Source organism: Metabacillus hrfriensis (genome assembly GCF_030127205.1).
GTDB lineage: Bacteria > Bacillota > Bacilli > Bacillales > Bacillaceae > Bacillus_P > Bacillus_P dongyingensis.
The window spans coordinates 1,271,324-1,293,247 of the sequence record NZ_CP126116.1; the positions used below are offsets into that span (position 1 = coordinate 1,271,324).

Here is a 21,924-nt window from a genome sequence, read left to right on the forward strand (position 1 = left end):
TTCTTTTGCTGAAGTCAAAGGGATGGTTTGTGACATAGATTATAAGCAAGAAACGTAAGGGAGGATTATCATGCTAAATAAAAAAGCAACGAAAGCGCCAAAATCAAATTCAGCCGTCTTTTATGGCTCTTCCCACTATAATCAGCAGACTTATGGCAGCATGAAGAAAACAGGCTGCGGCTGCGGCAAGAAGAAGATGATTGTCAGAGATTAAATAAATGATAAAAGTCCTCTGCATTTTGCAGAGGATTTTTATTTTCTGGAATAAATCTTAAGCACTCTGCAGGCAAGCGGCTTGTAAACCAAAAACAAATCCTTTAAATCCTGAATAGGTTAATAGATGAGGTGAGTGATTTGGGAAAGATTAGCGGGAAATTCGAAAAGTTTCTTGATGGGATGTATGGCCGCCATGATGAGAACCAGGTAAAGCATTCAAAATGGATGAACCAGAAGGAAAAGGATCTATTAGATCTTGAAAAATCTGCAGGCTGCTTTGAAAAACGCATGGAACAGATGGCAAATGAAGCAGAGAGATGGATGACAGCTCAGGAAAAGCACCTAAAGTCTTAAATTTCCGCACTTGACCTGCTCAATTTGTCCAACCAAAACTGTATCACTGTCATATGCTGTATAGACGAAAGATAGAAGGAGGTGGCTAAGATATGGGTTACGGATACTATGGCGGATGTGGCTACGGCGGAGGTTACCAAGGCGGAGGATACTACGGTTCAACATTCGTTTTAATCGTAGTGTTGTTCATCTTATTGATCATCGTAGGTACTTCTTTCTTCCACTGCTAAGCAATTCTAAACGTGATAAAAAGGGAAGTACGGGCATTATTGTCCGTACTTTCCTATTTTAAAAAAGATAAGCACATCAGATACAGAGCTTCATAGGATATATCATCGTAAAGGAGGCAACAAACATGGATAATCACTTCTTTAAAAATCTTGAAAAGAAAACAGGCGTCAATATGAAGGAAGTATTGGATCTTGCAAACTCCCTTCAAAATGCCAATTTCCAAGATGAACAAACCGTCCGCAGCGTCATTCGCCGCGTCTCTCAAATTGCTAATAAACCAGTTAATAAAGAAATGGAAGACAAAATCGTAAACAGCATTGTGAATGGAAAAGAGAAGCTGGACTTTGGAACAATTTCTAAGATGATTAATAAGAAATAAGAAAACGGCCTCTCCAAATCTGGAGAGGCCGTTCCATTAGCGGGTTGGCTGAAAGAATCATGATTTCCGCTGATTGCCTCAAACTCTAAACCATCAATCCTCTGATAAAGCGTGACGGAATCGCTTTCCGTCCCCGTCTGTATTGAGGTACAGAAACAGACAGAGAAGATTTAGCACGTGTCATGGCGACATACATTAAGCGGCGTTCTTCTTCAATTGGCTTTTCATCGCCTTTTCGGAAGGAGTCCAGGGCGAAATCATGCGGAAGGCCTCCGTCTACAGCACCTAAAATATAGACATGTTCATACTCTAACCCCTTCGCCCGGTGCACCGTCATCAACTGAACGGCATGGGGTTCCCGCTTTTGTTTCCATTCTTTCGATTTGGCTGTCATATGCTCGACATGCGCAAGAAGTTCTGCGATCGTATCGAATTTATTGGCAAGCACTCTTAAATCTTTCAGATCGTCCGAGCCTTTTTCAATGGCATTCCCTTCATTGCCTCTTTTTTTCAAAAAGTCAGAGAACCCCATATCTTTTTCAATCATATCAATGGCAGCTGTCGGCTTTAATGCTTTCAATTTTGCAAACATAGGGACAATCCGCTTGATTTTTGCCTTTTGAAAAGGCTGAAGGGAATCTAGTTTGGTCAGCGCTTCAACAAATGTGCAATCGTGTGTGATGGAAAAAGCCTTTAAGTCGTTCAGGGCACTCTGTTTTATGAACAGGGCGCTCATCACATGGACGATGGCTGCAGAATCATCAGGGTTCATCCCAAGCCTTAAGTAAGCAAGCAGCCCCTTAACCATTCTCCTTTCGTAAAAAGAAAGGCCTTCCTGTTCAATCGTAAAAGGAATGCTCGATTGAGCGAGCCGCTCGAAAATGGCGCGGCCTGCCGTATGGGTCCGGTACAGGACGGCAAACTCACCCGGTTTTGCTCCGTTTTCAAGCTTTTCCTTCATGTCATTCACAACTAGCGTCGCTTCCTCTTCTTCATCATGAGGAAAAAAGAAGAGCGGAGGTGCCTCATTTTGATATTGTGCGTTCATGGCTTTTTGGTGGCGCTGTTTATTTTTAGAAATAACAGAATTGGCGCTTGAAACGATTTCATGGCTTGACCGGTAATTTTCTGCAAGTGTCACAATTTTCGCGTCAGGAAAATCACTTTTGAAATTCAGAATAAAAGAAGGATCGCTGCCCCTGAATGCATAAATAGATTGATCATCATCGCCGACAACACAAAGCTGATTTGTGTGAGATGACAGCATTTTTAGCAGCTCGTACTGAACGGGATTAATGTCCTGGAACTCATCCACGAGAAAATAACGGAATCGGTTTTGATATTGGGCAAGCAGATCAGGATTTTCTGCTAAAAGCTCGTAGCATTTGATCAGCATATCATCAAAATCGAACTGGTTCTGAGCGCTCTTCATTTCTTCATATTTTTCGTATAGAAATAAGGCCTGTTCTTCCCATTCTGTTTCAGGCTTAATGCCGCGGTTAGAGAGAAACGTATTTTTCCAAAAGCTAATCTGCTGCAGAGCCTGATCGTATGGAAACTCTTTTTCATTTAGACCAAGCTCGCGTCCGGCGGATTTTATGTACTGCTCTTTCTGCCAGTCCCATTTAATTAAGTGCTGACCATTCCATCTTTCGGGATCACTGTGCATCAATATTTTGTAAAAAATGCTGTGGAAGGTACCGCAAACCAGCCTTCCTGATGAAGGCGATGCGGCATATTCATTTAAACGGTGTTTCATTTCCTGTGCGGCCTTTGAAGTGAAGGTGACAAGCATAATGGAGGCTGGGTTTATTTGCTGTTCCTCCATCATGTAAAGAGCGCGTGTGGTTAAAACACGGGTTTTGCCGCTCCCGGCGCCAGCGAGAACAAGAAGCGGACCGTCAATAGTAGTAACAGCTTCAAGCTGTGTATCATCAAGCTTTACTTCCAGAATGCTTTTTGCAGCCGTTTTTTCTTTTGCACGCAAGGGTGTTTGTCCGAGTTTTGCAAGCTGGTAAGGCTTCCAGGCAGTTTCTTTTTTAGGCTGATCCCCGCCTATGGCTCTTTGGGCAGGCATACGGAAACCGTTTGTTTCTTTATAAACGATCTCTTTTGAGGCAGCAGCCTGCTGAATCGTTTCGCTGTATTGTTCACATTGTTCATGTATCGCATGATCAGCATGATAAAAATAAGGTTTTTGTTTGATGCCTAAGTATAGCTTTAATGGCTGATTACAGCATGCGCATGTTACTTTTCCATGAAGGCTTGCTTCATAGACCTGCTGAAAACGTTCTCTGGCCAAGTAAGGGAGCTGTATAAATTCATCTTTAAATTTTCCGCAAATCAACGAAAGTCCTCCCATAATTTCACAGTAAAATGCGTACCTTTATAAATAAAGACACACAAGCTCTATCTTATCAAAAGGAAGCAAAACAAAAAAGGGGAAGGAACATTCGTTTTAGAGAACGAAATAATGGGAATAGATACTGACAGGGGTGATGGAGATGAGTTACGCAGCACCAATTCTTATAGATCAATATGTGCAGTACACCAATCGGATGGTCAGGCAAAAGCCGGATTATGCAGAATTATCAAGTGTCGCGCGAATTGAACTAAACACCAGATCGAGGAAGGAAGAGAAGAAATTTGACCATATGCTGAATCAGTCAAAACGGACAAAGCGGCTAAGTGAGGTTTATTTGAAAACTTTGACAGGGAATGGACGTCTGTTTAACGAATCGATTTGAAAAGACTTAGTCAAAAGGGGTATGTCATGAAATGCATCAAACTAACGGAAAAATGCTTTTATTTTCAAGGTGCCGTTAATATCGGCTATATCATGAGCGGCAATTATGGCATGCTTATTGACGCAGGACTGGATCCTCAAACAGCAAAAAAAGTCTGCAGGCAATTAACAGCCCAAGGCTTTCCATTAAGCCATTTATTTATCACGCATGCTCACGCCGACCATTACGGCGGCGCTGCATATATTCAGGAAAATCATCCAGTTCATACATACGCTTCAAAAGAAGAGGCAGCCATATTAACCAATCCGATATTAGAACCGCTTTATTTATTTCAAGGCAACAAGCCCCTCCCTGAGCTGCGGAACAAATTTCTGGAAGGGGCACCTATTATCATTGATGAAGTGGTAACGGAAGGAAAACACCAATTTGGCGATGTCTTATTTGAATGCATGGCATTCCCCGGTCACAGTCTTATGCAGCTTGGCGTGATAGTGGACGGCATATTATTTGCTGCGGACGCCTATTTTGGTGCAGAACAGATAAAAAAACATAAGATTCCTTACATCATAGACGCCGAAGATACACTTAAATCCTTAGAAAAACTTTTAACCATCGAATGTCTCGGAGCGGTGCCGGGTCATGGGAATTATGAGGAAGCGTTTCAAGAAACGGTCAAGCTAAATATAGAGTATCATCATTACGTTCTCTCCGTCCTTTTGGACATTCTCTCAAGCAGTCCTCATACTCATGAACAAGTCATCCAAAAAATGTGCCGTCATTTTGGCGTTAATCCATCATCCCTTTCATCATGGCTGCTGTTTAGAACGGCAATCATGGCATACGCGACGATGCTGATAAAAGATCAAAAAGCCGAAATGGTGATTGAGGATGCCATCCTTTATTTAAAAAGTTAATTCATTTTTTGAAGGTAAAGCCCTTCTCCTTCAAGCCATTCAGCGTATAAGACCTCTTTGTAGGTCTTTATATTTTGCTTCTTGAGCTCTTCCTGCAGCCATTCTTCTGAAAATCCTGCTTCCTGTACATTATCAAGCAGGACTTCACCATCAAGAATCATTGAAAAAGGCAAAATAGCCTTTTCTTGCGGTATGCTAAAATCATTTCGCGTCGGCATTTCAAATTCGGGTTTTTTTAAGATGTTTACGGTCCCATCTGTTTCCAGAACAGCAAAAGCTACTTCACTCAATGAAAATGCGCCTCTTGCTCTTACCAGATGCTGAAGCTGATTGAGATCAAGCTTGCTTGCTTTTAAACTCTCACGAATAATTCTGCCCTGATGAATAATAATAGTGGGTCTTCCTTCTAAAAAGGCTCTCGTGTTTTTCCATTTTTGCGTAATAATTTCAAGGAGATAAATAAGAGATCCCCATACAGAAATGGCGAAGAGTATTTTAAGTATGCCGGTATCGGCGTCAAATACGGCATTTCCTACAAGCTCCCCAAGTACTAGAGCAGAAATGAAGTCAAATGTAGTAATTTGGGTAATTTGGGTTTTACCTAAAATTCTTGTTAAAAAAAATAATCCGAAAAAACCAACGATTAAATCAACACCTGTATGTAAAAACTCCATAGCGTCACCTTGTCTCGTATTAGATGAAGTTAGCATGTGCAGGTTTGGCCTTTTTTATTGAAGAAGAAATCTTAAAACATCGGTATTAATTGATGCTGCTGGAATTTAAATTCTAAAAAACAAGACAGCATCAAGTATTACGGTGTATAAGTACTTAAAAAAAGCCAGCTCCATGGGATTGAGTACTCAAAGAAGGTGTATGAGTACTCAAAAAAGCCAACTTCAGGGTTTTGGGTACTCAAAGAAGGTGTAGGAGTACTTAAAAAAGCGCCAGCTCCATGGGCTTGAGTACTCAAAGAAGGTGTATGAGTACTCAAAAAAGCCCACTTCAGGGTTTTGAGTACTCAAAGAAGGTGTAGGAGTACTCAAAAGAGCCAACTTCAGGGTTTTGAGTACTCAAAGAAGGTGTAGGAGTCCTCAAAAAAGCCCGCTCCAGGGTTTTGAGTACTCAAAGAAGTTGTATGATTCCTCAAAAGAGCCAGCTCCAGAGTTTTGAGTACTCAAAGATGGTGTATGATTCCTCAAAAGAGCTCACTCCATGGTTTTGAGTACTCAAAGAAGGTGTATGAGTCCTCAAAAGAGCTAACTTCAGGGTTTTGAGTACTCAAAGAACACTCTATGGTTTTGAGTACTCAAAGAAGGTGTATGAGTACTTAAAAAAGCCAGCTCCAGGTTTTTGAGTACTCAAAGAAGGTGTATGAGTACTCAAAAAAGTCAACTCCATGGGTTTGAGTACTCAAAGAAGGTGTATGAGTCCTCAAAAGAGCTCACTCCATGGTTTTGAGTACTCAAGGAAGGTGTATGAGTCCTCAAAAGAGCTCACTCCATGGTTTTGAGTACTCAAAGAAGGTGTATGAGTCCTCAAAAAAGCCAGCTCCATGGGCTTGAGTACTCAAAGAAGGCGTATGATTCCTCAACAAAGTCAACTTCAAGGTTTTGAGTACTCAAAGAAGGTGAATGAGTACTCAAAAAAACCAACTCCATGGTCTTGAGTACTCAAAGAAGGTGTATGATTCCTCAAAAGAGCCAACTTCAGGTTTTTGAGTACTCAAAGAAGGTGTATGAGTACTTAAAAAAGCCAGCTCCAGGTTTTTGAGTACTCAAAGAAGGTGTATGATTCCTCAACAAAGTCAACTTCAAGGTTTTGAGTACTCAAAGAAGGTGAATGAGTACTCAAAAAAACCAACTCCATGGTCTTGAGTACTCAAAGAAGGTGTATGAGTCCTCAAAAGAGCCAACTTCAGGTTTTTGAGTACTCAAAGAAGGTGTATGAGTACTTAAAAAAGCCAGCTCCAGGTTTTTGAGTACTCAAAGAAGGTGTATGAGTACTCAAAAAAGCCAGCTCCAGGGTTTTGAGTACTCAAAGAAGGTGTATGAGTACTTATAAAAGCCAGCTCCAGGTTTTTGAGTACTCAAAGAAGGTGTATGATTCCTCAAAAGAGCCAACTTCAGGTTTTTGAGTACTCAAAGAAGGTGTATGAGTACTTAAAAAAGCCAGCTCCAGGTTTTTGAGTACTCAAAGAAGGTGTATGAGTACTCAAAAAAGCCAGCTCCAGGGTTTTGAGTACTCAAAGAAGGTGTATGATTCCTCAAAAGAGCCAGTTCCATGGTTTTGAGTACTCAAAGAAGGTGTATGATTCCTCAAAAGAGCCAACTCCATGGTTTTGAGTACTCAAAGAAGGTGTAGGATTCCTCAAAAGAGCCAACTTCAGGGTTTTGAGTACTCAAAGAAGGTGTAGGAGTACTCAAAAAAACCAACTCCATGGGTTTGAGTACTCAAAGAAGGTGTAGGATTCCTCAAAAGAGCTAACTTCAGGGTTTTGAGTACTCAAAGGAGGTGTATGAGTCCTCAAAAAAGTCAACTCCTTGTTTTTGAGTACTCAAAGAAGGTAAATGATTCCTCAAAAGAGCTCACTCCATGGTTTTGGGTACTCAAAGAAACCCTAAGAACAAATAATCACAACAAAAAAACGGATACCACTTGCACAGTGCAATGTAGTACCCGTTTTCTTCTTTATTTTGCTGTTTTATCGCCTTAAAAACTCAACCCGTTAGCTGTTTTTTAAGCTTTTATTTCTTTTACCATCGTAACATGCGGAATGCCTGCATCTAAAAATGTTTCTTTTGAAATGGTGTTATAGCCAAGCTTCTCATAGAAAGGCTCTGCATGTGTTTGTGCATTCAGCTTTAGGGTCTGCATTTCTTTTGAAGCAGCGATCTCTTCAAGTTTTTCCATGATGATTTTGCCTGCGCCTTTAGAACGGTAATCAGGAAGCACGCAAATTCGTTCAATTTTGCCGATGCCGTTCAGGATGCGAAAACGTCCTGCACCAACCGGTTTGTCTCCGTCATATAAAACAACGTGAGAAGCTTCTCTTTCAAACTGATCGATTTCTTCTTCCTCAGGCACATGCTGTTCTTCTACAAATACTTTTGTTCGGACATCATAGGCGTCCTGCAATTCTTCATCTGACTTCACAATTCTTGCGATCACTTACAGACCTTCCTTTCCAAGAAGAAATGTCTCATAAACCGTCCATGATCCATTTTCCAGCTGATAGAGGAGATGGAAGCGGTCAACAGTTTCTTCATGCTGAAAATCTGTCATTTTCAGGCGGCCAAGCACATCTGAATGCTCATCATCAGACAGATTTTGACCAATCGTAATATGAGGAACAAAGGCATATTCAGGCTCAATATGTGAGAAATATTCTCCATGAAGAGCATCATACAGATTCAGGATTTCTTCTGTCGGTTCAACTTTAAGATAAATGACGTTGTTTACTGGTGAAAAGGAACTGAATTTTCTGATAGAAAGTGAGAGCGGCTGCATTCTTTGTGCAATCTGACGCAGTTCTCTTGAAATGTCCCTTAGCTGCTCTTCTGTCGCTTCAAATGGCTGTTTAAGCGTCAAGTGAGGCGGAATCAAAGCGTAATTGGGATCATAGCGCTTTCGGTAAGAGTTGACTGAATCCTGCAGTTTTTTTGATGGAAAAATGGCAATACCGTACTTCATAAGTGTTCCCTCCCATGTATAAATATGTATTCATAGTATATCAAAAATTACGGTTTAAAGCATATGAGCCAATTAGAACATTGTTTTTAAAATCTTTTTCAAAGACGGCTGCCAGAAAGTCCATTTGTGGTCGCCTTCAAATTCTTCATAGACGGATGGAATTCCTTTAGCGTCAATGGCCGCGTGCAGTTTCCTGTTTGGGGCAAGGAAGTCCTGAACTGCGCCGTCAGTCGTTTTGACTTCTGTTTCTTTCGTGCCAATTTGATGATAGACCGATAATAAGGCAGGAGAAGAAAAGTCCTCTACCATTTGCAGAACCGTTTCATCTGAATAAGGTGATTGCATAATTACTTTACCAAACGTATTCGGATAAGTAAGAGCAGTCATAAAGGATACCGTTCCAGCCAGAGAATCTCCAATTAGAGCCCGCCCGGCACCCATTTGATAGGTTGGAAACTCCTTGTCCAGAAAAGGAACAACTTCATGAGCCAAAAAGCGAATATAAGCTTTTTGCTTCGGCCCTTCAGGATGATATTTATCACGGCGGTCATGCACGTCACGATACGGTATGCCGACAATGATCACATTTTCAATTTCTTTCTCACTTAACAGCTCTTCTGTCTGCCTTGAGATGCGCCCGAGTCTGAAGTAATCCTGACCGTCCTGTGCAATGATCAGGCTATACTTATAAAGCGGCGAATAATTCTTCGGCAGATAAATCAGGAGCGTTACTTCTTCTTCTAATTCTTTTGAATAAAGCAGCGTCTCTTTTACAATTCCTGCTTTTGCTGTCATCACAAATACCTCCAAAGATGTTGGACGCTGTCACATCCATTATTAAAAACGCTTCCATTTATTTTAGCATGAATTGTGACAAAATTCTTGCTTCATGCACGATTGATTTTTGCTGATACGTCTGAAATGAATTGACGGGCCTCATCCGCATTCAGAAGAATAACATTTGCGTTCTTTGCTCCTGCTGGAACAGGCTGCATAAATGGAAATCGGTAAATCGCCGCATTTGATCCCGCTATGAGAAGAACAAGGATTGTAAAAAGACCCCATTTTGGCTTTGTTAATGAATATGTCATCCGTATTGCCGCCTTTCACTTATAGGATAAATATACCAAGGTAATCTGTAAAAAAAAGACAGTTCATTTGAACACTTTTTGACAGATTTAAACCCGTCATAATTCCTTTATTCCGTACATATTCCTTATAAGAAGACAAGCCTGATAAAGGGAAGGATGCCTGAAAATGAGGAAATCAATTCATGTTACAGCAGGTATCTATGCAGCTGTCTCAATTTCGTTCTGGGGAATTTCCTTTGTATCAACAAAAGCTGTTTTAGTTCAGCTGGAACCTTTTACATTGCTTGTTTTGCGTTTTGGTATTGCATCTCTCTTTTTATTCCTCCTTCTTTTCCTTTTTCGTCAGCCTTTAAAAATAAAAATGGATTATCTCCCTGAGGTTTTTATACTTGCCGTACTCGGAATCTTTGTCCATCAAATCATACAGGCTGCGGCATTGAAGTCTATTCAGGCATCAGAAGCAGGATGGATCATCTCTTTTTCCCCGATATTCACAGCAGTTCTGGCATCTCTATTTTTAAAAGAAACGTTTACGCTTTTTAAAGCTGCAGGCATGTCAATTGCTGTACTTGGCGTTCTCTTGATTACATCTTATGGACAAGGCGGGTCATTAACCTTTCATGCTAATATGGGATATGCACTGATGATCTTAAGTACATTAAATTGGGCGGTTTATTCCATTCTTATAAAAAAATTAAAAATCCCTTATCCTGCATTAACCATTACTTTTTATACAAGCCTTATTGGTTTTTTGATGACAATTCCATTCTTTATGAGAAATAACGGCTGGGTTCAGCTGACTGTGCTGACACAGGAAAACTGGACTCATTTGCTGTTTCTCGGAATCTTTGTCTCGGCAGTCGCTTACTGGTTTTGGGGAAAAGCCCTGGAGGTCATGGAGGCGGCTAAAGTGTCATCCTTTCTTTACTTTGAACCGCTTGCAACTGTTATTGCGGCAGTCATCTTGCTGAATGAACCTTTTTTATTAATGAGCGGGGCAGGCGGTTTGTTGATTATTGCAGGTGTGATGATTGTGAATCGTAAATATTCATAAAAAACCCCTTGCAAAATATTTGATAATGAGATAAGGTTATAAAAACAATTCAAAAAGTTCATACTATTTATTCTTATCCAGAGAGATGGAGGGTTCTGGCCCTGTGAAATCTCAGCAACCGGAAAAGAACAGAGAATGTTCCTGTTCGAACCAAGGTGCTAAATCCAGCAAGCGCAGGTAATAAGCTTGGGAGATAAGGAGAAGCAATCATTCGATATCAACGTCTTCTTCTTAAATGAGGAAGACGTTTTTTATTTTAGAAAAAACAATGGGACGGTGTTGGAAATGTCAGAACGCATTGAAACAATCTTGGCGCAAATTGGAAATCGAAGTGAAAACGTAACGGGAACAGTGAATCCGCCCGTCTATTTTTCTACAGCATACAGGCACAATGGAATTGGGGAATCAACTGGATTTGATTACATCCGCACTGGAAATCCTACTCGGGCGATACTTGAAAAAGCCATTGCAGAGCTTGAGCATGGAGATCAGGGATATGCCTTCAGTTCAGGAATGGCAGCGATTCAGACATTGATGGCATTGTTTAAAAGCGGAGACGAGCTCATTGTATCCTCAGATTTGTACGGAGGAACCTACCGTTTATTCGAACGGGAATGGAGAAAATACGGACTTGTTTTTCATTACGCTGATTTTAACGACGAAAACTGTACGCAGCAGCTGATCAATGAACGCACAAAGGCCATTTTTCTGGAAACTCCGACTAATCCTTTGATGCAGGAAACAGAGGTCAGCAAGATTGCTAAAATAGCCCGTGAAAACCATCTGCTGCTGATTGTCGACAACACCTTCTACACGCCGATCCTGCAAACGCCGATTTTAGATGGAGCGGACATTGTCATACATAGTGCCACCAAATATTTGGGCGGACACAATGATGTGCTTGCCGGTTTGGTTGTTGCTAAGGGAACAGAGCTTTGTGAAGAGCTTGCACAGCATCACAACGCGATCGGGGGGGTGCTTTCTCCTTTTGATTCATGGCTCTTGATCCGCGGCATGAAAACCCTGGCCCTGCGGATGAACCAGCATGAAAAAAATGCCGGAAAGCTTGCAGTATTTCTTGAAAATCAAACAGAAGTGACAGAGGTGCTTTATCCTGGCAAAGGCGGAATGCTTTCATTCAGGCTGCAGAAGGAAGAATGGGTGAATCCATTTTTGAAAGCCTTAAAGACGATCACATTTGCAGAAAGCCTGGGCGGAGTGGAAAGCTTTATCACATATCCAGCGACTCAGACTCATATGGATATTCCTGAAGAGATTCGCGTTGCAAATGGCGTGTGCAACAGGCTATTGCGCTTTTCTGTCGGAATTGAATACGCAGGAGATTTGGAAAAGGATTTAACAGAAGCATTTGAACTGATGAAGGAGGCGGAGAAAGTTGAGCAACGATGATTGGAAATTCGAGACGAAGCTGCTCCACAATCGTCAAAAGGTGCAAAAGGAAACAGGAGCGGTAAGCGTGCCGATCAATCATTCCTCTACTTTTCACCAATTTGACTTTGATGACTATGGAAAATTTGATTACAGCAGATCGGGGAACCCGACACGCGAGGCATTAGAAGAAACAATTGCCGAACTAGAAGGCGGTACCAAAGGATTTGCCTTTGCTTCTGGAATGGCGGCCATTTCAACCTGTTTCTTGCTCCTTTCTAAAGGAGACCACGTTCTAATTACTGAAGATGTATACGGCGGAACATACAGGATCATCACAGATGTATTGAGCAGATTCGGCATTGAATACAGCTTTGTCGACATGACCGATTTGCATGAAGTGGCGTCACACATCAAGCCGAATACAAAAGTTATCTATGTTGAGACACCGTCAAATCCGCTTTTGAAAATTACCGACATCCAGGGCATTACGAAACTTGCAAAAGCAAATAACTGTTTAACATTTTTAGACAATACGTTTTTAACACCAGTCCTTCAGCGTCCACTCGAGCTAGGAGTCGATATCGTGCTTCACAGCGCAACCAAGTTTTTGGCCGGACACAGTGATGTACTTGCAGGACTCGCGGTTGTAAAAGACGAAGAGCTTGCTGCACAGGTAGGAAAACTGCAAAATGCGTTCGGTGCGGTACTCGGCGTGCAGGACAGCTGGCTTGTGCTCCGCGGAATGAAAACACTGAACGTCAGACTACAGCAATCATCAGCATCTGCGAGGAAGCTGGCAGAGTACTTGTCTAAGCATAAAGCTGTCCGAAACGTTTATTATCCAGGATTAACGTTCCATCCTGGCCACTCGATTCAGCGTTACCAGGCGGATGGACCAGGTGCCGTGCTATCATTCACATTAGCCGATGAAGACGCTGTCCGCACCCTTGTTAAAAATGTGGAGCTCCCTGTATTTGCTGTAAGCCTCGGCGCAGTAGAATCTATTCTTTCCTATCCGGCCAGAATGTCTCACGCTGCCATGCCAAAAGAAGAGCGGGAGCGCCGCGGGATCTCGGATGGTTTATTGCGCATCAGCGTAGGTCTTGAGGATGCAGACGACTTGATCAAAGATTTTGAGAAGGCCTTGGCGAAGCTGCCTGCACATGCTATTAATAAATTGAGAGCTTGATAGAGTTTAGGACGATTCCTTTGTGGGGAATCGTTTTTTTTTTCGTGTTGTATAGAAACTTTCGCAAGACAACTATGAAATGGATGGTCAAAATTATTCCAAATTGGACGGTTATTACATTTGTTCTTAATTGTATAATACGGTAGAGTTTATAAGTAACGCAGATAAGCTGAGAAGCTGCCTGTGCAGATAATGAGGTGTATACCATGGAACTTGCAATAGGTTTAGTGATAATTATTGGAATCGTTTCACTTATTTCCACTTTATTAATAGCTGGAAAAGGCGATAAAGATTATAGGAACGCAGTAAAACGAAACACTTCCAATTTAACTTGGATTTACGTTATTGTTATTTTTATTTCTCTTATTGCAGTAGGCGTATATGTATCATGGTTTGCCTAATTTAGATCATGTCAATAACCTAATGGATCTATAAATCAGAAGAACGTGATAATAATTTTGTCAGGTGTACATTTCCTGTGGAAAAAGAAGAAAATATTGATTTAGGTATTTAAAGAATTTAGGACACATCATTAGGTTTATAGTGTTATAAAAGTTCAACTATTAAAGGAAGGAGAATGATAAATATGACTTGGGCAGTTTTGATTTCATTAATTCTAATGAGTGCTCTTAAAATAGTAATAACCTGTATTCCAACGTTTGGTGTTGAATGGCTTCTCAGCAAATTTGAGATTCATTCAAAACTTAGTGACTCAAATTCCACACTAACTATTAATGGGAATTTATTGGAAGGTGAAGAAAAAATTCAAGTTATTAATTATTTTAACGAAGCTACATTTTTTAAAAAATATTATATCTATCCAGGGAGCGAGAAATTATTTTTACATCCAGATAACAGCGGGACTCCAATAGTTATTGATACTAAAAGAGGAAAAAAGGATGTTAGGTTATTTGTATACAGTTACAAAGATCACGTTTATGTAGTAAAACAGTACAAAAAGAAAATAGCCGCCTACAGTCTGCTTTCTGATAGCCTCCAAAAACGTTCGAATTCATTAACAGAGGAAATCGTTTAAAAACTTGGCATAATCCTTCTGCCAAAAAGAGTGCAAATAACTCACCTCAAGCATTCGTGACTAAAATACAGGTATCCGCCTGCCTCTCATTACTGCATCTTAACCGGCAGCTGAAAAAACAGAAAATACATTCTCGAACTTCCAGATGAATGATATTATTTTAGAGAGAGGTGTGAGATGCAGTGGGGTGTTTAGGTTTTTTGTTTAGACTCTTTTTTCTTTTAGGTGCGTCATTTTTTGTTTTGATTACAGGAGTGCTTGCCATTTTTAAGTTTATTGCGATTCCTTTTGAGGGGACCTTCGGTGAATTCCTGCAGATATACTTGATCTGGCTTGTGGGGAGCTACTTTGTTGGATGGTTCATTGAGGAAAAAATGAGAAATGATGATGTTGAGACCGGCAGTTTTTTTATGGATGCATTGTTGTGGTTTAATGTTTTAAATTATAAAATGATCAATCAGATTTTCAGACGGAGACATAATCGGGAAAGCAGCCGTTAAGTTTGACTATAAAAAAAAGATAAGCTATCTTTCTATACATATGCTGATCGGAAAACCGAAGGCCCTTAACATCCACTTGTTAGGGGTTTTTTCTATTAGGAGGGATTTGTTCATGAACTATAGTTATCTATCACATTTAAGCTGTCCGAAATGCGGGGCGGAGTATTCAGCAGAAACGATTCAGCAGCTTTGCGCGTGCGGATCGCCGTTACTGGTAAACTATCATTTGGATCAAATTAAATCTGTTTTGACGAAAGAAGAGGTAAGTCAGCGGGAGAACAGTCTATGGAAATATCATGAGCTGCTGCCGGTAGAAAATCCGGACAATATTGTTTCGATGGGAGAGGGCATGACACCGCTGCTTAAGATGGCCAGAATCGGAGGCGAACTCGGGATTCAACATCTTCTTATGAAAGATGAAGGTCTCATTCCAACCGGTTCTTTTAAAGCGAGAGGAGCTGCTGTCGGTATTTCCAAAGCGAAGGAACTGGGTGTGAAAACATTTGCAATGCCGACAAACGGGAATGCGGGTGCAGCGTGGTCACTCTATGCAGCAAGAGCGGGAATTGAGCCGTATATTATCATGCCTCTTGATGCGCCTCTTATTACTAGAAAAGAAACAGCAATATCCGGTGCGAACTTGTATTTAATTGATGGATTAATAAGTGATGCAGGCAAAGTTGTAGCGCAGGTTGTAAGTGATGAGGGTTTTTACGATGCTTCTACTCTAAAAGAGCCATACCGCATTGAAGGGAAAAAGACGATGGGGTATGAAATTGCGGAACAGCTGAATTGGAGTGTACCTGATGTTATTTTGTACCCGACTGGCGGGGGTGTGGGCATAATCGGAATCTACAAAGCACTTCTTGAATTGCAGGAGCTTGGCTGGATCAGCAAGGACAAGCTTCCCCGTCTTGTTGCTGTTCAGGCTGAGGGCTGCGCGCCAATTGTGAAAGCTTTTGATGAAGGCAAAACGGAATCAGAGTTCTGGGAAAACTCGCAGACGGATGCGTTTGGCATTAATGTTCCTAAAGCGATAGGTGATTTTCTGGTTCTTCAGGGAATTTATGATACGAATGGCTGTGCAATTGCTGTTTCTGAAAAAGAGATTCAAGCGGAGCAGTCACATGTTGCTGAATTAGAAGGCTGTTTTATTTGTCCCGAGGGGGCGGCGACTTTTGCAGCGGCACGTATTTTAAGAGAAAGAAACTGGATTAAAGAAGATGAGACAGTAGTCTGCCTGAATACAGGGCAGGGAATCAAATATCCGGAAACTGTTCATGCAGAAGCACCGCTTCTTCGAAAAGGTGAAATGCTGAAACTATAAGCTTCTACTGGCCATGGCCGAAACATATAATTTACCAATGTACAGCATGTCTTGTACATAATCGGCCGTGGGGGTGCTATATGTTAATTGAGCTAAGTGCTGTCGGAGCTGCTTTAGCGTTTATTTGTCTTGTCGGGTATTTGATTCAAACGCTCAGAAGGGGAATGGTTACACTTGAAGAGACTAATGAGACGCTAGTTGAGGTAAGAAAGGCTGTTCATGATTTGACTGGAGAGGCTGAGGATCTGATTCATTCTGCCAATCAAATTACAGTCGATGTGAAAAGCAAGATGAAATCGGTAGAACCTTTGCTTGAATCTGCTCAGGATATGGGCGAGGTCATCCACAGTGTAACGAATACAGTAAAACAGGCGGCAACTGGGTATGGATATGGACTTCCGCCGGTGAAAAACGATAAGGCGCCAAACCGCGAAGTGAAAATTAAGCTAAAATGAAAATTCCCCGGAAAGGGGAATTTTTTAATGGTTATACCGATCCAGCATGGCACGCGCATGTGATAATATCACCTCTATCAGTTCCTGTGGTTCTTCTACGCAAGCGTCCCCTCCAAGCAAATAAAAGTATCTCGCCATATAGTTGATTTCATCAATAGGGATTTTGGAAGAGATGCTGCCTGTTCCATCATTATGCAGAGTGATATGTTCAGCAAGGGATGGTATGCTCTTGCATTCCCTCACTCCATTTTTGGTCAATTGAACCTTAAAAGGAATCTGTTCCCGCTCTTCCATTTTAGAAACCCATTCTGACAGGTTCGTTCTTATAGATACTTCTGCATCCATGAACTTAATGCCGCAGATTCGGTCCACTCTGAATAATCGGTCTTCCTGATGGCTGTAGTCATAGGCTGGACAATACCATAACCCTTTAGATGCATAAATGCCATATGGAAGAATTTTGCGAAAGGCTTTTCCTTTTTTTCCCTCATATTCTATCTCGATCTGCTTTTGGCTGACGGCGCTGACGAGAACATCATTTAAAAAAGGCGCGGAAACTTTCTGAGGAGGAGTCCAAAAGGAAATGTGATTCTTTATTTCGTTTATTTTCTTTTTGATTGCGTCATTAAATGATAAATATAGTTTATCGGAAGCGGCCTTAATTTCAGTTTGAAACGGCAGGGTTTGGTAGTGCATCAGGTGCTCATATGAAAAATATAAAGCCAGTCCTTCGTCTTCAGTAAAGAAAAGCGGCGGAAGAATGTTATTTTTCAAAACAGTGTACCCCCCGTGAGGTCCTTGTTTACTATATAGAGGCATGCCCCATTGTTCAAGCTCGGCCAAATCACGCTGGATAGTGCGGACAGATACTCCAAACTCATTAGATAATTCGTCTGCCGTTACTTTTCTGTTCCGGTTTATGTAGAACAGGATACTGAATAATCGCTGAAATTTTGACATGTTTTTTTCCTTTCTGATCACGACTAATTTTGTCGTCATTATCTGTTACTATGAAAGCGAAAGTCAATCCTAATTACTAAAGGAGATGTAAATATGAGCCGGAAGATTGTTTTATTCATTGTAATTAGTCTTGATGGATACATTGCACGAAGACAGCACTTAATGCGGGCTTCAACACTAGATAAGTGCTTCAGAACCGAATTTGTAGCACTTAATATGGGCTCCGACACGATATAAGTGCTTCATAACCGAATTTGCTGCACTTAATATGGGCTCCGACACAATATAAGTGCTTCATAACCGAATTTGCAGCACTTACTGCGGACTTCAGCACCAGATAAGTGCTTCAAAACTGAATTTGCTGCACTTACTGCGGGCTTCTACACCAGATAAGTGCTTCAAAACTGAATTTGCTGCACTTAATGTGGGCTCCGACACGATATAAGTGCTTCAAAACTGAATTTGCTGCACACCAGATAAGTGTTTCATAGCCGAATTTGCTGCACTTAATATGAGATGGGGATATCAGCTGGCTAGATGAGGTTCAGGGTGAAGGGGACAATGGCTATAGTGAGTTTATCGGATCCGCTGATACGGTCGTGATGGGGAAAAAAACGTATGACCATGTTCTTGTTTTAACCAATAATCAGTATCCGTATGAAGGAAAAACCAGCTATGTATTTACAAGAAAAGAAACCAGCACAAATTCAGATATTCATTTTACAAATGAAGACCCTGTTTCGTTAGCTGGAAAATTAAAATCACAGCAAGGCAAAGACATATGGCTTGTTGGAGGAGCCGGACTATTGGACAGCTTTATGAAAAAAAATTTGGTCGATGAGTACATCATCACGACTGCCCCAATTATTTTAGGTGATGGCATTCCGCTGTTTAAGACAAATAATCCTGAAATCAGGCTAAAGCTGAAGAGCACCAGACAGTTTGGGGAATTTGTACAGAATCATTATGTGAATGTCTGAAAAAACGCATGTAAGCTCCATGCGTTTCCTGAACTTTATACGAACAGAATTTCATCCGTCAAACGATATTCGCTCGGGGTAATGCTCACATATTTTTTAAAGGTAGAGCTGAAATAGTTCGGGGTATTAAAGCCAAGTTCATCTGCAATTTGCTCAATTGTCTGATCCGTATGCCGGAGCATCCAGACGGCGCGCTGCAGCCTGACGAAGGTTACATATTCTACAAAGCTGCGTCCGGTTTCCTTTTTGAAGAGTTTGCAGAAATAAGGGACACTGATGTTAATTTGATCTGCAACAATTTTAGTCGTCAGATCACTTTGACAGTGTTCAGCAATAAAGCTTGTACATGTATTGATTTGAGGATGATCGGTTATTTCCTCAAAATAGCGAAGGGAGAGCCGGTTGTAATGCGGAGTACGTCTTGCTTTGCGTGCTTCCCGGTAAGAATTGGACAAAAGCAAAGGCTCTCTGTAAATGGAACCGACACCTATATATAAATGAATGCCATGTTTATTTTTCAGTACTTCTATACCATGGAGCAATTTGCTTTCGCCTTCCTGCCAAGTCCGAATGGAAGAGAAGCCATGCGGAACCTGGATGAGCATAAGCAAATGTTTTTTGTAAGCAAGAAAAGACGGCTGCTGGCCCACTTGGGAAAAAAGCTCTTTAAAGACTGTCTGAATGAGAAGAGGGGCAGATTCTGCTTTTTCCCTGCTCTGATTGTGAATAAATCCCTGTATAAAGCAAACTGCGTTTGGGACTGAGTTATCAGGAAGATAGGGCCGTGCTGCAAACAGCTCTTCTTCTGATTTTACTTCGGCACGGAGCAGTCTGCGCAGGAAAGCTTCTTGAAAAGGAAGGAGACGGGCATCAGTCCCGCGGTCCTGTTCCATCTGCTGAACGATCGAATCATAATTTGTTATGACTGCGCTTTCATTTTTATTGGACGTAATCACTTTTCTTAAGCTTTTAATAAATGTATGTTTTTTGACGGGTTTTACAAGCATGGATTGCAGCTGCAGTTCGATGGCAATTGGAGATGTTTTCAGCATAGATGTGTCAAGAAGCGGAAAGATGATGCAGTCATGGTGCTGTTTTTGCAGCCGGTGAATTTTGACCCAGTCAAATAGCTTGGCAATCTCTACAACGGCAATAGTAAGAGAACCGATTTTATTGCCTTCATCTGTTTGCAGGGAATCCTCTAATTCTTCATGTATCCATGCAGCCATTTTATCTTTTTCTGCTGTTTCTTCCACTATGAATGTAACGTTGTACACGCGTAATTCCCCATCCCTTACAGTATGTCTCTAGTACTAGTATACATGAAATGGTGAATATATTAAATATTTATACATTTCTGATAATTTATTGTAAGGTATGCCGTTTCCTTCTATTGTAAAATACAGGCATGCAGTGAAAATAGATAAAAACAAAGGGGGAACGGATTTTGGCCGCTGAGTTTAAAGACTATGATTATGTAGAAGCAGGGACAGTTGACGTTCGGGAGCTTGCGCCGCTTGATCAGCAGACACGCCACTTGATGAAAAGTGAATTTCGTACAGGTTCGAAACTCACACTGTTTTATTTTGCCTTTATTTTTGCGATGCCGATTCTGAATTGGTTTGCACCCGAGTTTATGTTTTCAAGTTTTTACGGCGGAATGACATATGCCTGGTTTTTTACAGGGATTGTTGCGATGGGAATGGCCTTTATTATTGCTTATATTCATACTGCTTTATATGAGAAGAGATTGAGAAAGAGCCAGACGACAGAAAGCTCCATTCATCCTTCTGACGGAAGAGGTGTCAACTGATGGCTGCTTTATTCGAACCAAAAATGCTGCTCACCATTTTTCTGATGGGAACGATTGTCTACATTACGTATCTTTCAAAGCGGAACACAACGGCTTCTGACTTTTTTGTAGGCGGCCGGAGCTTCGGATGGTTTACAAATGGATCTGCCATCGGAGGGGATTATTTAAGTGCTGCCACATTCCTCGGGATTGCAGGCCTGACGTTTCAGCTTGGCTATGATGGAGCCTATTATGCTTTTTGCTTCTCTATCGGATTGACCCTTCTGGCAATCTTTGTTGCGGGACCGCTGCGCAGATTTGGTGCCTATACGGTTGCGGATTTTCTTGGCTACCGCTTTCACAGCAAACGGGCCCGACTGGCCGCGGTTGCCGTCGTATTGGCTATTTCAGGTTTCTATGCTGCACCGCAATTATTGGGAGCGGCACAAATTTTAAGCATGTTCTTTGGTACAAGCTATGAATTTGGAATTATTTTTACTTGCAGTGTCATGATCTTCTATGTTGGAATCGGCGGAATGAAAGGAACTACTTTAAACCAGGCGCTCGAATTATGGATTCGACTTGGCGCATTTATTTTAATGGTAGTAGCGGCCATTTACGGCGGTTTATATTATGAAAGAATTCTTGCATCCGTTACAGAATTTACAGGAACCATTGCCGGAACTGCAACGTTTGCCCCTGACGGAAAAGACGTTGTTCATGACGGTCAAACTTGGATTGGCACCGGAAACTACTTTCCTTCCTTCTGGCAGACTATTTCCATGACAATCGGACTTGCGTTAGGTACGATTGGTCTTCCGCATATTCTATTGCGCTTTTATACAAACCCAAGTGCAAAGGCCGCTCGTAAATCAGCTCTTATGGCGATCCTAATTGCAAGCGTTTTCTTTTTCTTCGCGGTTTACCTTGGAGCAGTTGGCAGATCTATTTTCTTAAGCGGTTCAGCGGATCCTCAAGTGATGAAAGATCTTGTAGCCGGTGGAAACAACATGGTCATTCCTTCAACTGCACAGGCTCTAGGCGGAGAATGGCTGCTTGGGCTTGTTATTGCAGGCGCATTTGCAGCAGTATTCTCAAACTTGTCCGGATTATTTATCGCAAGCTCTGGTGCTTTGGCACATGATTTATATGCTACTTTTTTAAGAAAAAATATCACTCAAAAAGAACGCGTTATAGCAGGTAAGGTCTCGATTCTCGTTTTAGGCGTTCTATATGGAGCTCTTGGTCTTCTTGTAAAAGAAGCATCAATTGGTCACCTTGTTGCACTGGCCTTTACTGTTGCTGCAAGTACATTTACACCTATCTTCATCCTCGGTATCTGGTGGAGAGGCATGACAGAAAAAGGGGCAATTGCAGGACTGGTTCTCGGGCTGCTTTCTTCCATGTATATGATTTTCTTCCCGACGACACTGCCTGAATTCCTTCAATTCAGAGTACCTGGACTGATTACCGTTCCAATCGGATTCCTGTCTGTTTACATTGTATCGAAACTTGACCGTAAAGTTCCATCTGATGTAAACGACTTTATGAGAAAAGTGCATTCGAAAGAATCTGAGATTGCTTAACAATAATAGGGAAGAGGGCTGAATCCAGCTC

26 protein-coding genes and 1 riboswitch are annotated in these 21,924 nt (G+C 41.4%); of the genes, 18 read left to right on the top strand and 8 right to left on the bottom strand.

All coding sequences use genetic code 11. The features are described from left to right. Window positions 1–70: 70 nt before the first annotated feature. The 4 genes from QLQ22_RS06255 (at window position 71) to spoVIF (ending at window position 1,180) form a co-directional block, all read left to right on the top strand. Window positions 71–214: a hypothetical protein gene (locus QLQ22_RS06255; RefSeq protein WP_223440460.1), complete on the top strand. Its 144-nt coding sequence runs from the start codon at window positions 71–73 to the stop codon at window positions 212–214. A 140-nt stretch (window positions 215–354) separates the two neighbouring features. Next, on the top strand, window positions 355–570 hold the full coding sequence (locus QLQ22_RS06260) for a hypothetical protein (protein WP_223440461.1): 216 nt from the start codon (window positions 355–357) through the stop codon (window positions 568–570). Window positions 571–662: 92 nt separating this feature from the next. After that, the gene (locus QLQ22_RS06265; RefSeq protein ID WP_223440462.1) at window positions 663–800 is read left to right on the top strand and encodes a YjcZ family sporulation protein; all 138 of its coding nucleotides are present in this window, start codon (window positions 663–665) and stop codon (window positions 798–800) included. A 125-nt stretch (window positions 801–925) separates the two neighbouring features. Beyond that, a complete protein-coding gene (gene spoVIF, locus QLQ22_RS06270; protein WP_223440464.1) occupies window positions 926–1,180 on the top strand; it encodes a sporulation-specific transcription regulator SpoVIF in 255 nt (84 codons plus the stop codon). Window positions 1,181–1,265: 85 nt separating this feature from the next. Here spoVIF and QLQ22_RS06275 read toward each other — a convergent pair whose 3' ends face one another. Further along, complete coding sequence (locus QLQ22_RS06275) at window positions 1,266–3,527, bottom strand: ATP-dependent helicase (protein ID WP_223440466.1); 2,262 nt, start codon at window positions 3,525–3,527, stop codon at window positions 1,266–1,268. A gap of 157 nt (window positions 3,528–3,684) precedes the next feature. Here QLQ22_RS06275 and QLQ22_RS06280 point away from each other — a divergent pair, with 157 nt between their 5' ends. Together QLQ22_RS06280 and QLQ22_RS06285 are read left to right on the top strand one after the other, a co-directional pair. Beyond that, complete coding sequence (locus tag QLQ22_RS06280) at window positions 3,685–3,927, top strand: hypothetical protein (protein WP_284016228.1); 243 nt, start codon at window positions 3,685–3,687, stop codon at window positions 3,925–3,927. A gap of 26 nt (window positions 3,928–3,953) precedes the next feature. After that, window positions 3,954–4,841, top strand: a complete 888-nt coding sequence (locus QLQ22_RS06285) for an MBL fold metallo-hydrolase (protein ID WP_284016229.1) — start codon at window positions 3,954–3,956, stop codon at window positions 4,839–4,841. On the opposite strand, the gene QLQ22_RS06290 is transcribed toward QLQ22_RS06285, so the two are convergent. The 5 genes from QLQ22_RS06290 to QLQ22_RS06310 form a co-directional block, all read right to left on the bottom strand. After that, window positions 4,838–5,515, bottom strand: a complete 678-nt coding sequence (locus QLQ22_RS06290) for a DUF421 domain-containing protein (protein ID WP_284016230.1) — start codon at window positions 5,513–5,515, stop codon at window positions 4,838–4,840. The two genes, QLQ22_RS06285 and QLQ22_RS06290, sit on opposite strands and share 4 nt — an antisense overlap. Before the next feature lie 2,062 nt (window positions 5,516–7,577). Then, window positions 7,578–8,009, bottom strand: a complete 432-nt coding sequence (locus QLQ22_RS06295; RefSeq protein WP_223440474.1) for a GNAT family N-acetyltransferase — start codon at window positions 8,007–8,009, stop codon at window positions 7,578–7,580. Beyond that, on the bottom strand, window positions 8,010–8,531 hold the full coding sequence (locus QLQ22_RS06300) for a YjcG family protein (protein WP_223440475.1): 522 nt from the start codon (window positions 8,529–8,531) through the stop codon (window positions 8,010–8,012). A gap of 72 nt (window positions 8,532–8,603) precedes the next feature. Continuing rightward, window positions 8,604–9,326, bottom strand: coding sequence for an alpha/beta hydrolase (locus tag QLQ22_RS06305; RefSeq protein ID WP_223440476.1), 723 nt, complete (start codon window positions 9,324–9,326; stop codon window positions 8,604–8,606). A gap of 92 nt (window positions 9,327–9,418) precedes the next feature. Continuing rightward, window positions 9,419–9,622 carry a hypothetical protein gene (locus QLQ22_RS06310; RefSeq protein ID WP_223440477.1) on the bottom strand — a complete coding sequence of 68 codons (204 nt, stop codon included), beginning with the start codon at window positions 9,620–9,622 and terminating at the stop codon, window positions 9,419–9,421. A gap of 166 nt (window positions 9,623–9,788) precedes the next feature. On the opposite strand from QLQ22_RS06310, the gene QLQ22_RS06315 reads away from it, so the two are divergent. The 8 genes from QLQ22_RS06315 to QLQ22_RS06350 all read left to right on the top strand — a co-directional run bounded on the left by QLQ22_RS06315 (window position 9,789) and on the right by QLQ22_RS06350 (window position 16,575). Further along, window positions 9,789–10,676 carry a DMT family transporter gene (locus QLQ22_RS06315; protein WP_284016231.1) on the top strand — a complete coding sequence of 296 codons (888 nt, stop codon included), beginning with the start codon at window positions 9,789–9,791 and terminating at the stop codon, window positions 10,674–10,676. A gap of 70 nt (window positions 10,677–10,746) precedes the next feature. After that, a riboswitch (SAM riboswitch) is annotated at window positions 10,747–10,876 on the top strand. An 85-nt stretch (window positions 10,877–10,961) separates the two neighbouring features. Beyond that, window positions 10,962–12,086 carry a methionine biosynthesis PLP-dependent protein gene (locus QLQ22_RS06320; RefSeq protein WP_252208248.1) on the top strand — a complete coding sequence of 375 codons (1,125 nt, stop codon included), beginning with the start codon at window positions 10,962–10,964 and terminating at the stop codon, window positions 12,084–12,086. Then, complete coding sequence (gene metC / locus QLQ22_RS06325) at window positions 12,073–13,257, top strand: cystathionine beta-lyase (RefSeq protein ID WP_252208250.1); 1,185 nt, start codon at window positions 12,073–12,075, stop codon at window positions 13,255–13,257. Before QLQ22_RS06320 ends, metC begins: the two co-directional genes overlap by 14 nt. A 206-nt stretch (window positions 13,258–13,463) precedes the next feature. Further along, window positions 13,464–13,658: a hypothetical protein gene (locus tag QLQ22_RS06330; protein ID WP_223440482.1), complete on the top strand. Its 195-nt coding sequence runs from the start codon at window positions 13,464–13,466 to the stop codon at window positions 13,656–13,658. Between the two features lie 185 nt (window positions 13,659–13,843). Continuing rightward, entirely contained in the window at window positions 13,844–14,293 is a 450-nt protein-coding gene (locus tag QLQ22_RS06335; protein WP_223440484.1) for a YfmQ family protein, read from the top strand. Window positions 14,294–14,493: 200 nt separating this feature from the next. After that, the gene (locus tag QLQ22_RS06340) at window positions 14,494–14,793 is read left to right on the top strand and encodes a hypothetical protein (protein WP_252208252.1); all 300 of its coding nucleotides are present in this window, start codon (window positions 14,494–14,496) and stop codon (window positions 14,791–14,793) included. A gap of 112 nt (window positions 14,794–14,905) precedes the next feature. After that, the gene (locus QLQ22_RS06345; protein WP_284016232.1) at window positions 14,906–16,120 is read left to right on the top strand and encodes a threonine synthase; all 1,215 of its coding nucleotides are present in this window, start codon (window positions 14,906–14,908) and stop codon (window positions 16,118–16,120) included. A gap of 80 nt (window positions 16,121–16,200) precedes the next feature. Continuing rightward, window positions 16,201–16,575 carry a DUF948 domain-containing protein gene (locus tag QLQ22_RS06350; RefSeq protein ID WP_223440490.1) on the top strand — a complete coding sequence of 125 codons (375 nt, stop codon included), beginning with the start codon at window positions 16,201–16,203 and terminating at the stop codon, window positions 16,573–16,575. A 24-nt stretch (window positions 16,576–16,599) separates the two neighbouring features. Here QLQ22_RS06350 and QLQ22_RS06355 read toward each other — a convergent pair whose 3' ends face one another. Further along, window positions 16,600–17,535, bottom strand: a complete 936-nt coding sequence (locus QLQ22_RS06355) for a helix-turn-helix transcriptional regulator (RefSeq protein ID WP_284016233.1) — start codon at window positions 17,533–17,535, stop codon at window positions 16,600–16,602. A gap of 93 nt (window positions 17,536–17,628) precedes the next feature. Between QLQ22_RS06355 and QLQ22_RS06360 the strand changes: the two genes are divergently transcribed. Both QLQ22_RS06360 and QLQ22_RS06365 read left to right on the top strand, forming a co-directional pair. After that, window positions 17,629–17,772, top strand: coding sequence for a dihydrofolate reductase family protein (locus QLQ22_RS06360; RefSeq protein ID WP_284016234.1), 144 nt, complete (start codon window positions 17,629–17,631; stop codon window positions 17,770–17,772). A 365-nt stretch (window positions 17,773–18,137) separates the two neighbouring features. Further along, window positions 18,138–18,515 (top strand): dihydrofolate reductase family protein, encoded by a 378-nt coding sequence (locus QLQ22_RS06365; protein ID WP_284016235.1) that lies wholly within the window; start codon window positions 18,138–18,140, stop codon window positions 18,513–18,515. Between the two features lie 35 nt (window positions 18,516–18,550). Here QLQ22_RS06365 and QLQ22_RS06370 read toward each other — a convergent pair whose 3' ends face one another. Continuing rightward, window positions 18,551–19,792, bottom strand: a complete 1,242-nt coding sequence (locus QLQ22_RS06370) for a helix-turn-helix domain-containing protein (RefSeq protein WP_284016236.1) — start codon at window positions 19,790–19,792, stop codon at window positions 18,551–18,553. A 170-nt stretch (window positions 19,793–19,962) separates the two neighbouring features. Here QLQ22_RS06370 and QLQ22_RS06375 point away from each other — a divergent pair, with 170 nt between their 5' ends. Then, window positions 19,963–20,328 (top strand): DUF485 domain-containing protein, encoded by a 366-nt coding sequence (locus QLQ22_RS06375; protein WP_223440500.1) that lies wholly within the window; start codon window positions 19,963–19,965, stop codon window positions 20,326–20,328. Continuing rightward, entirely contained in the window at window positions 20,325–21,893 is a 1,569-nt protein-coding gene (locus QLQ22_RS06380) for a sodium/solute symporter (RefSeq protein ID WP_338037034.1), read from the top strand. The genes QLQ22_RS06375 and QLQ22_RS06380 overlap by 4 nt, the downstream gene beginning before the upstream one ends. Window positions 21,894–21,924: the final 31 nt, after the last annotated feature.

Excerpts from the sequence above, each read along its gene's own strand:
- QLQ22_RS06300 (WP_223440475.1), bottom strand. The coding sequence starts at position 8,531 with ATGAAGTACGGTATTGCCATTTTTCCATCAAAAAAACTGCAGGATTCA.
- QLQ22_RS06315 (WP_284016231.1), top strand. The coding sequence starts at position 9,789 with ATGAGGAAATCAATTCATGTTACAGCAGGTATCTATGCAGCTGTCTCA.
- QLQ22_RS06335 (WP_223440484.1), top strand. The coding sequence starts at position 13,844 with ATGACTTGGGCAGTTTTGATTTCATTAATTCTAATGAGTGCTCTTAAA.
- QLQ22_RS06265 (WP_223440462.1), top strand. The coding sequence starts at position 663 with ATGGGTTACGGATACTATGGCGGATGTGGCTACGGCGGAGGTTACCAA.
- QLQ22_RS06365 (WP_284016235.1), top strand. The coding sequence starts at position 18,138 with ATGGGGAAAAAAACGTATGACCATGTTCTTGTTTTAACCAATAATCAG.
- QLQ22_RS06280 (WP_284016228.1), top strand. The coding sequence starts at position 3,685 with ATGAGTTACGCAGCACCAATTCTTATAGATCAATATGTGCAGTACACC.
- QLQ22_RS06330 (WP_223440482.1), top strand. The coding sequence starts at position 13,464 with ATGGAACTTGCAATAGGTTTAGTGATAATTATTGGAATCGTTTCACTT.
- QLQ22_RS06310 (WP_223440477.1), bottom strand. The coding sequence starts at position 9,622 with ATGACATATTCATTAACAAAGCCAAAATGGGGTCTTTTTACAATCCTT.
- QLQ22_RS06360 (WP_284016234.1), top strand. The coding sequence starts at position 17,629 with ATGAGCCGGAAGATTGTTTTATTCATTGTAATTAGTCTTGATGGATAC.
- QLQ22_RS06290 (WP_284016230.1), bottom strand. The coding sequence starts at position 5,515 with ATGGAGTTTTTACATACAGGTGTTGATTTAATCGTTGGTTTTTTCGGA.
- QLQ22_RS06345 (WP_284016232.1), top strand. The coding sequence starts at position 14,906 with ATGAACTATAGTTATCTATCACATTTAAGCTGTCCGAAATGCGGGGCG.
- QLQ22_RS06285 (WP_284016229.1), top strand. The coding sequence starts at position 3,954 with ATGAAATGCATCAAACTAACGGAAAAATGCTTTTATTTTCAAGGTGCC.
- QLQ22_RS06350 (WP_223440490.1), top strand. The coding sequence starts at position 16,201 with ATGTTAATTGAGCTAAGTGCTGTCGGAGCTGCTTTAGCGTTTATTTGT.
- QLQ22_RS06305 (WP_223440476.1), bottom strand. The coding sequence starts at position 9,326 with ATGACAGCAAAAGCAGGAATTGTAAAAGAGACGCTGCTTTATTCAAAA.
- QLQ22_RS06355 (WP_284016233.1), bottom strand. The coding sequence starts at position 17,535 with ATGTCAAAATTTCAGCGATTATTCAGTATCCTGTTCTACATAAACCGG.
- QLQ22_RS06320 (WP_252208248.1), top strand. The coding sequence starts at position 10,962 with ATGTCAGAACGCATTGAAACAATCTTGGCGCAAATTGGAAATCGAAGT.
- QLQ22_RS06255 (WP_223440460.1), top strand. The coding sequence starts at position 71 with ATGCTAAATAAAAAAGCAACGAAAGCGCCAAAATCAAATTCAGCCGTC.
- spoVIF (WP_223440464.1), top strand. The coding sequence starts at position 926 with ATGGATAATCACTTCTTTAAAAATCTTGAAAAGAAAACAGGCGTCAAT.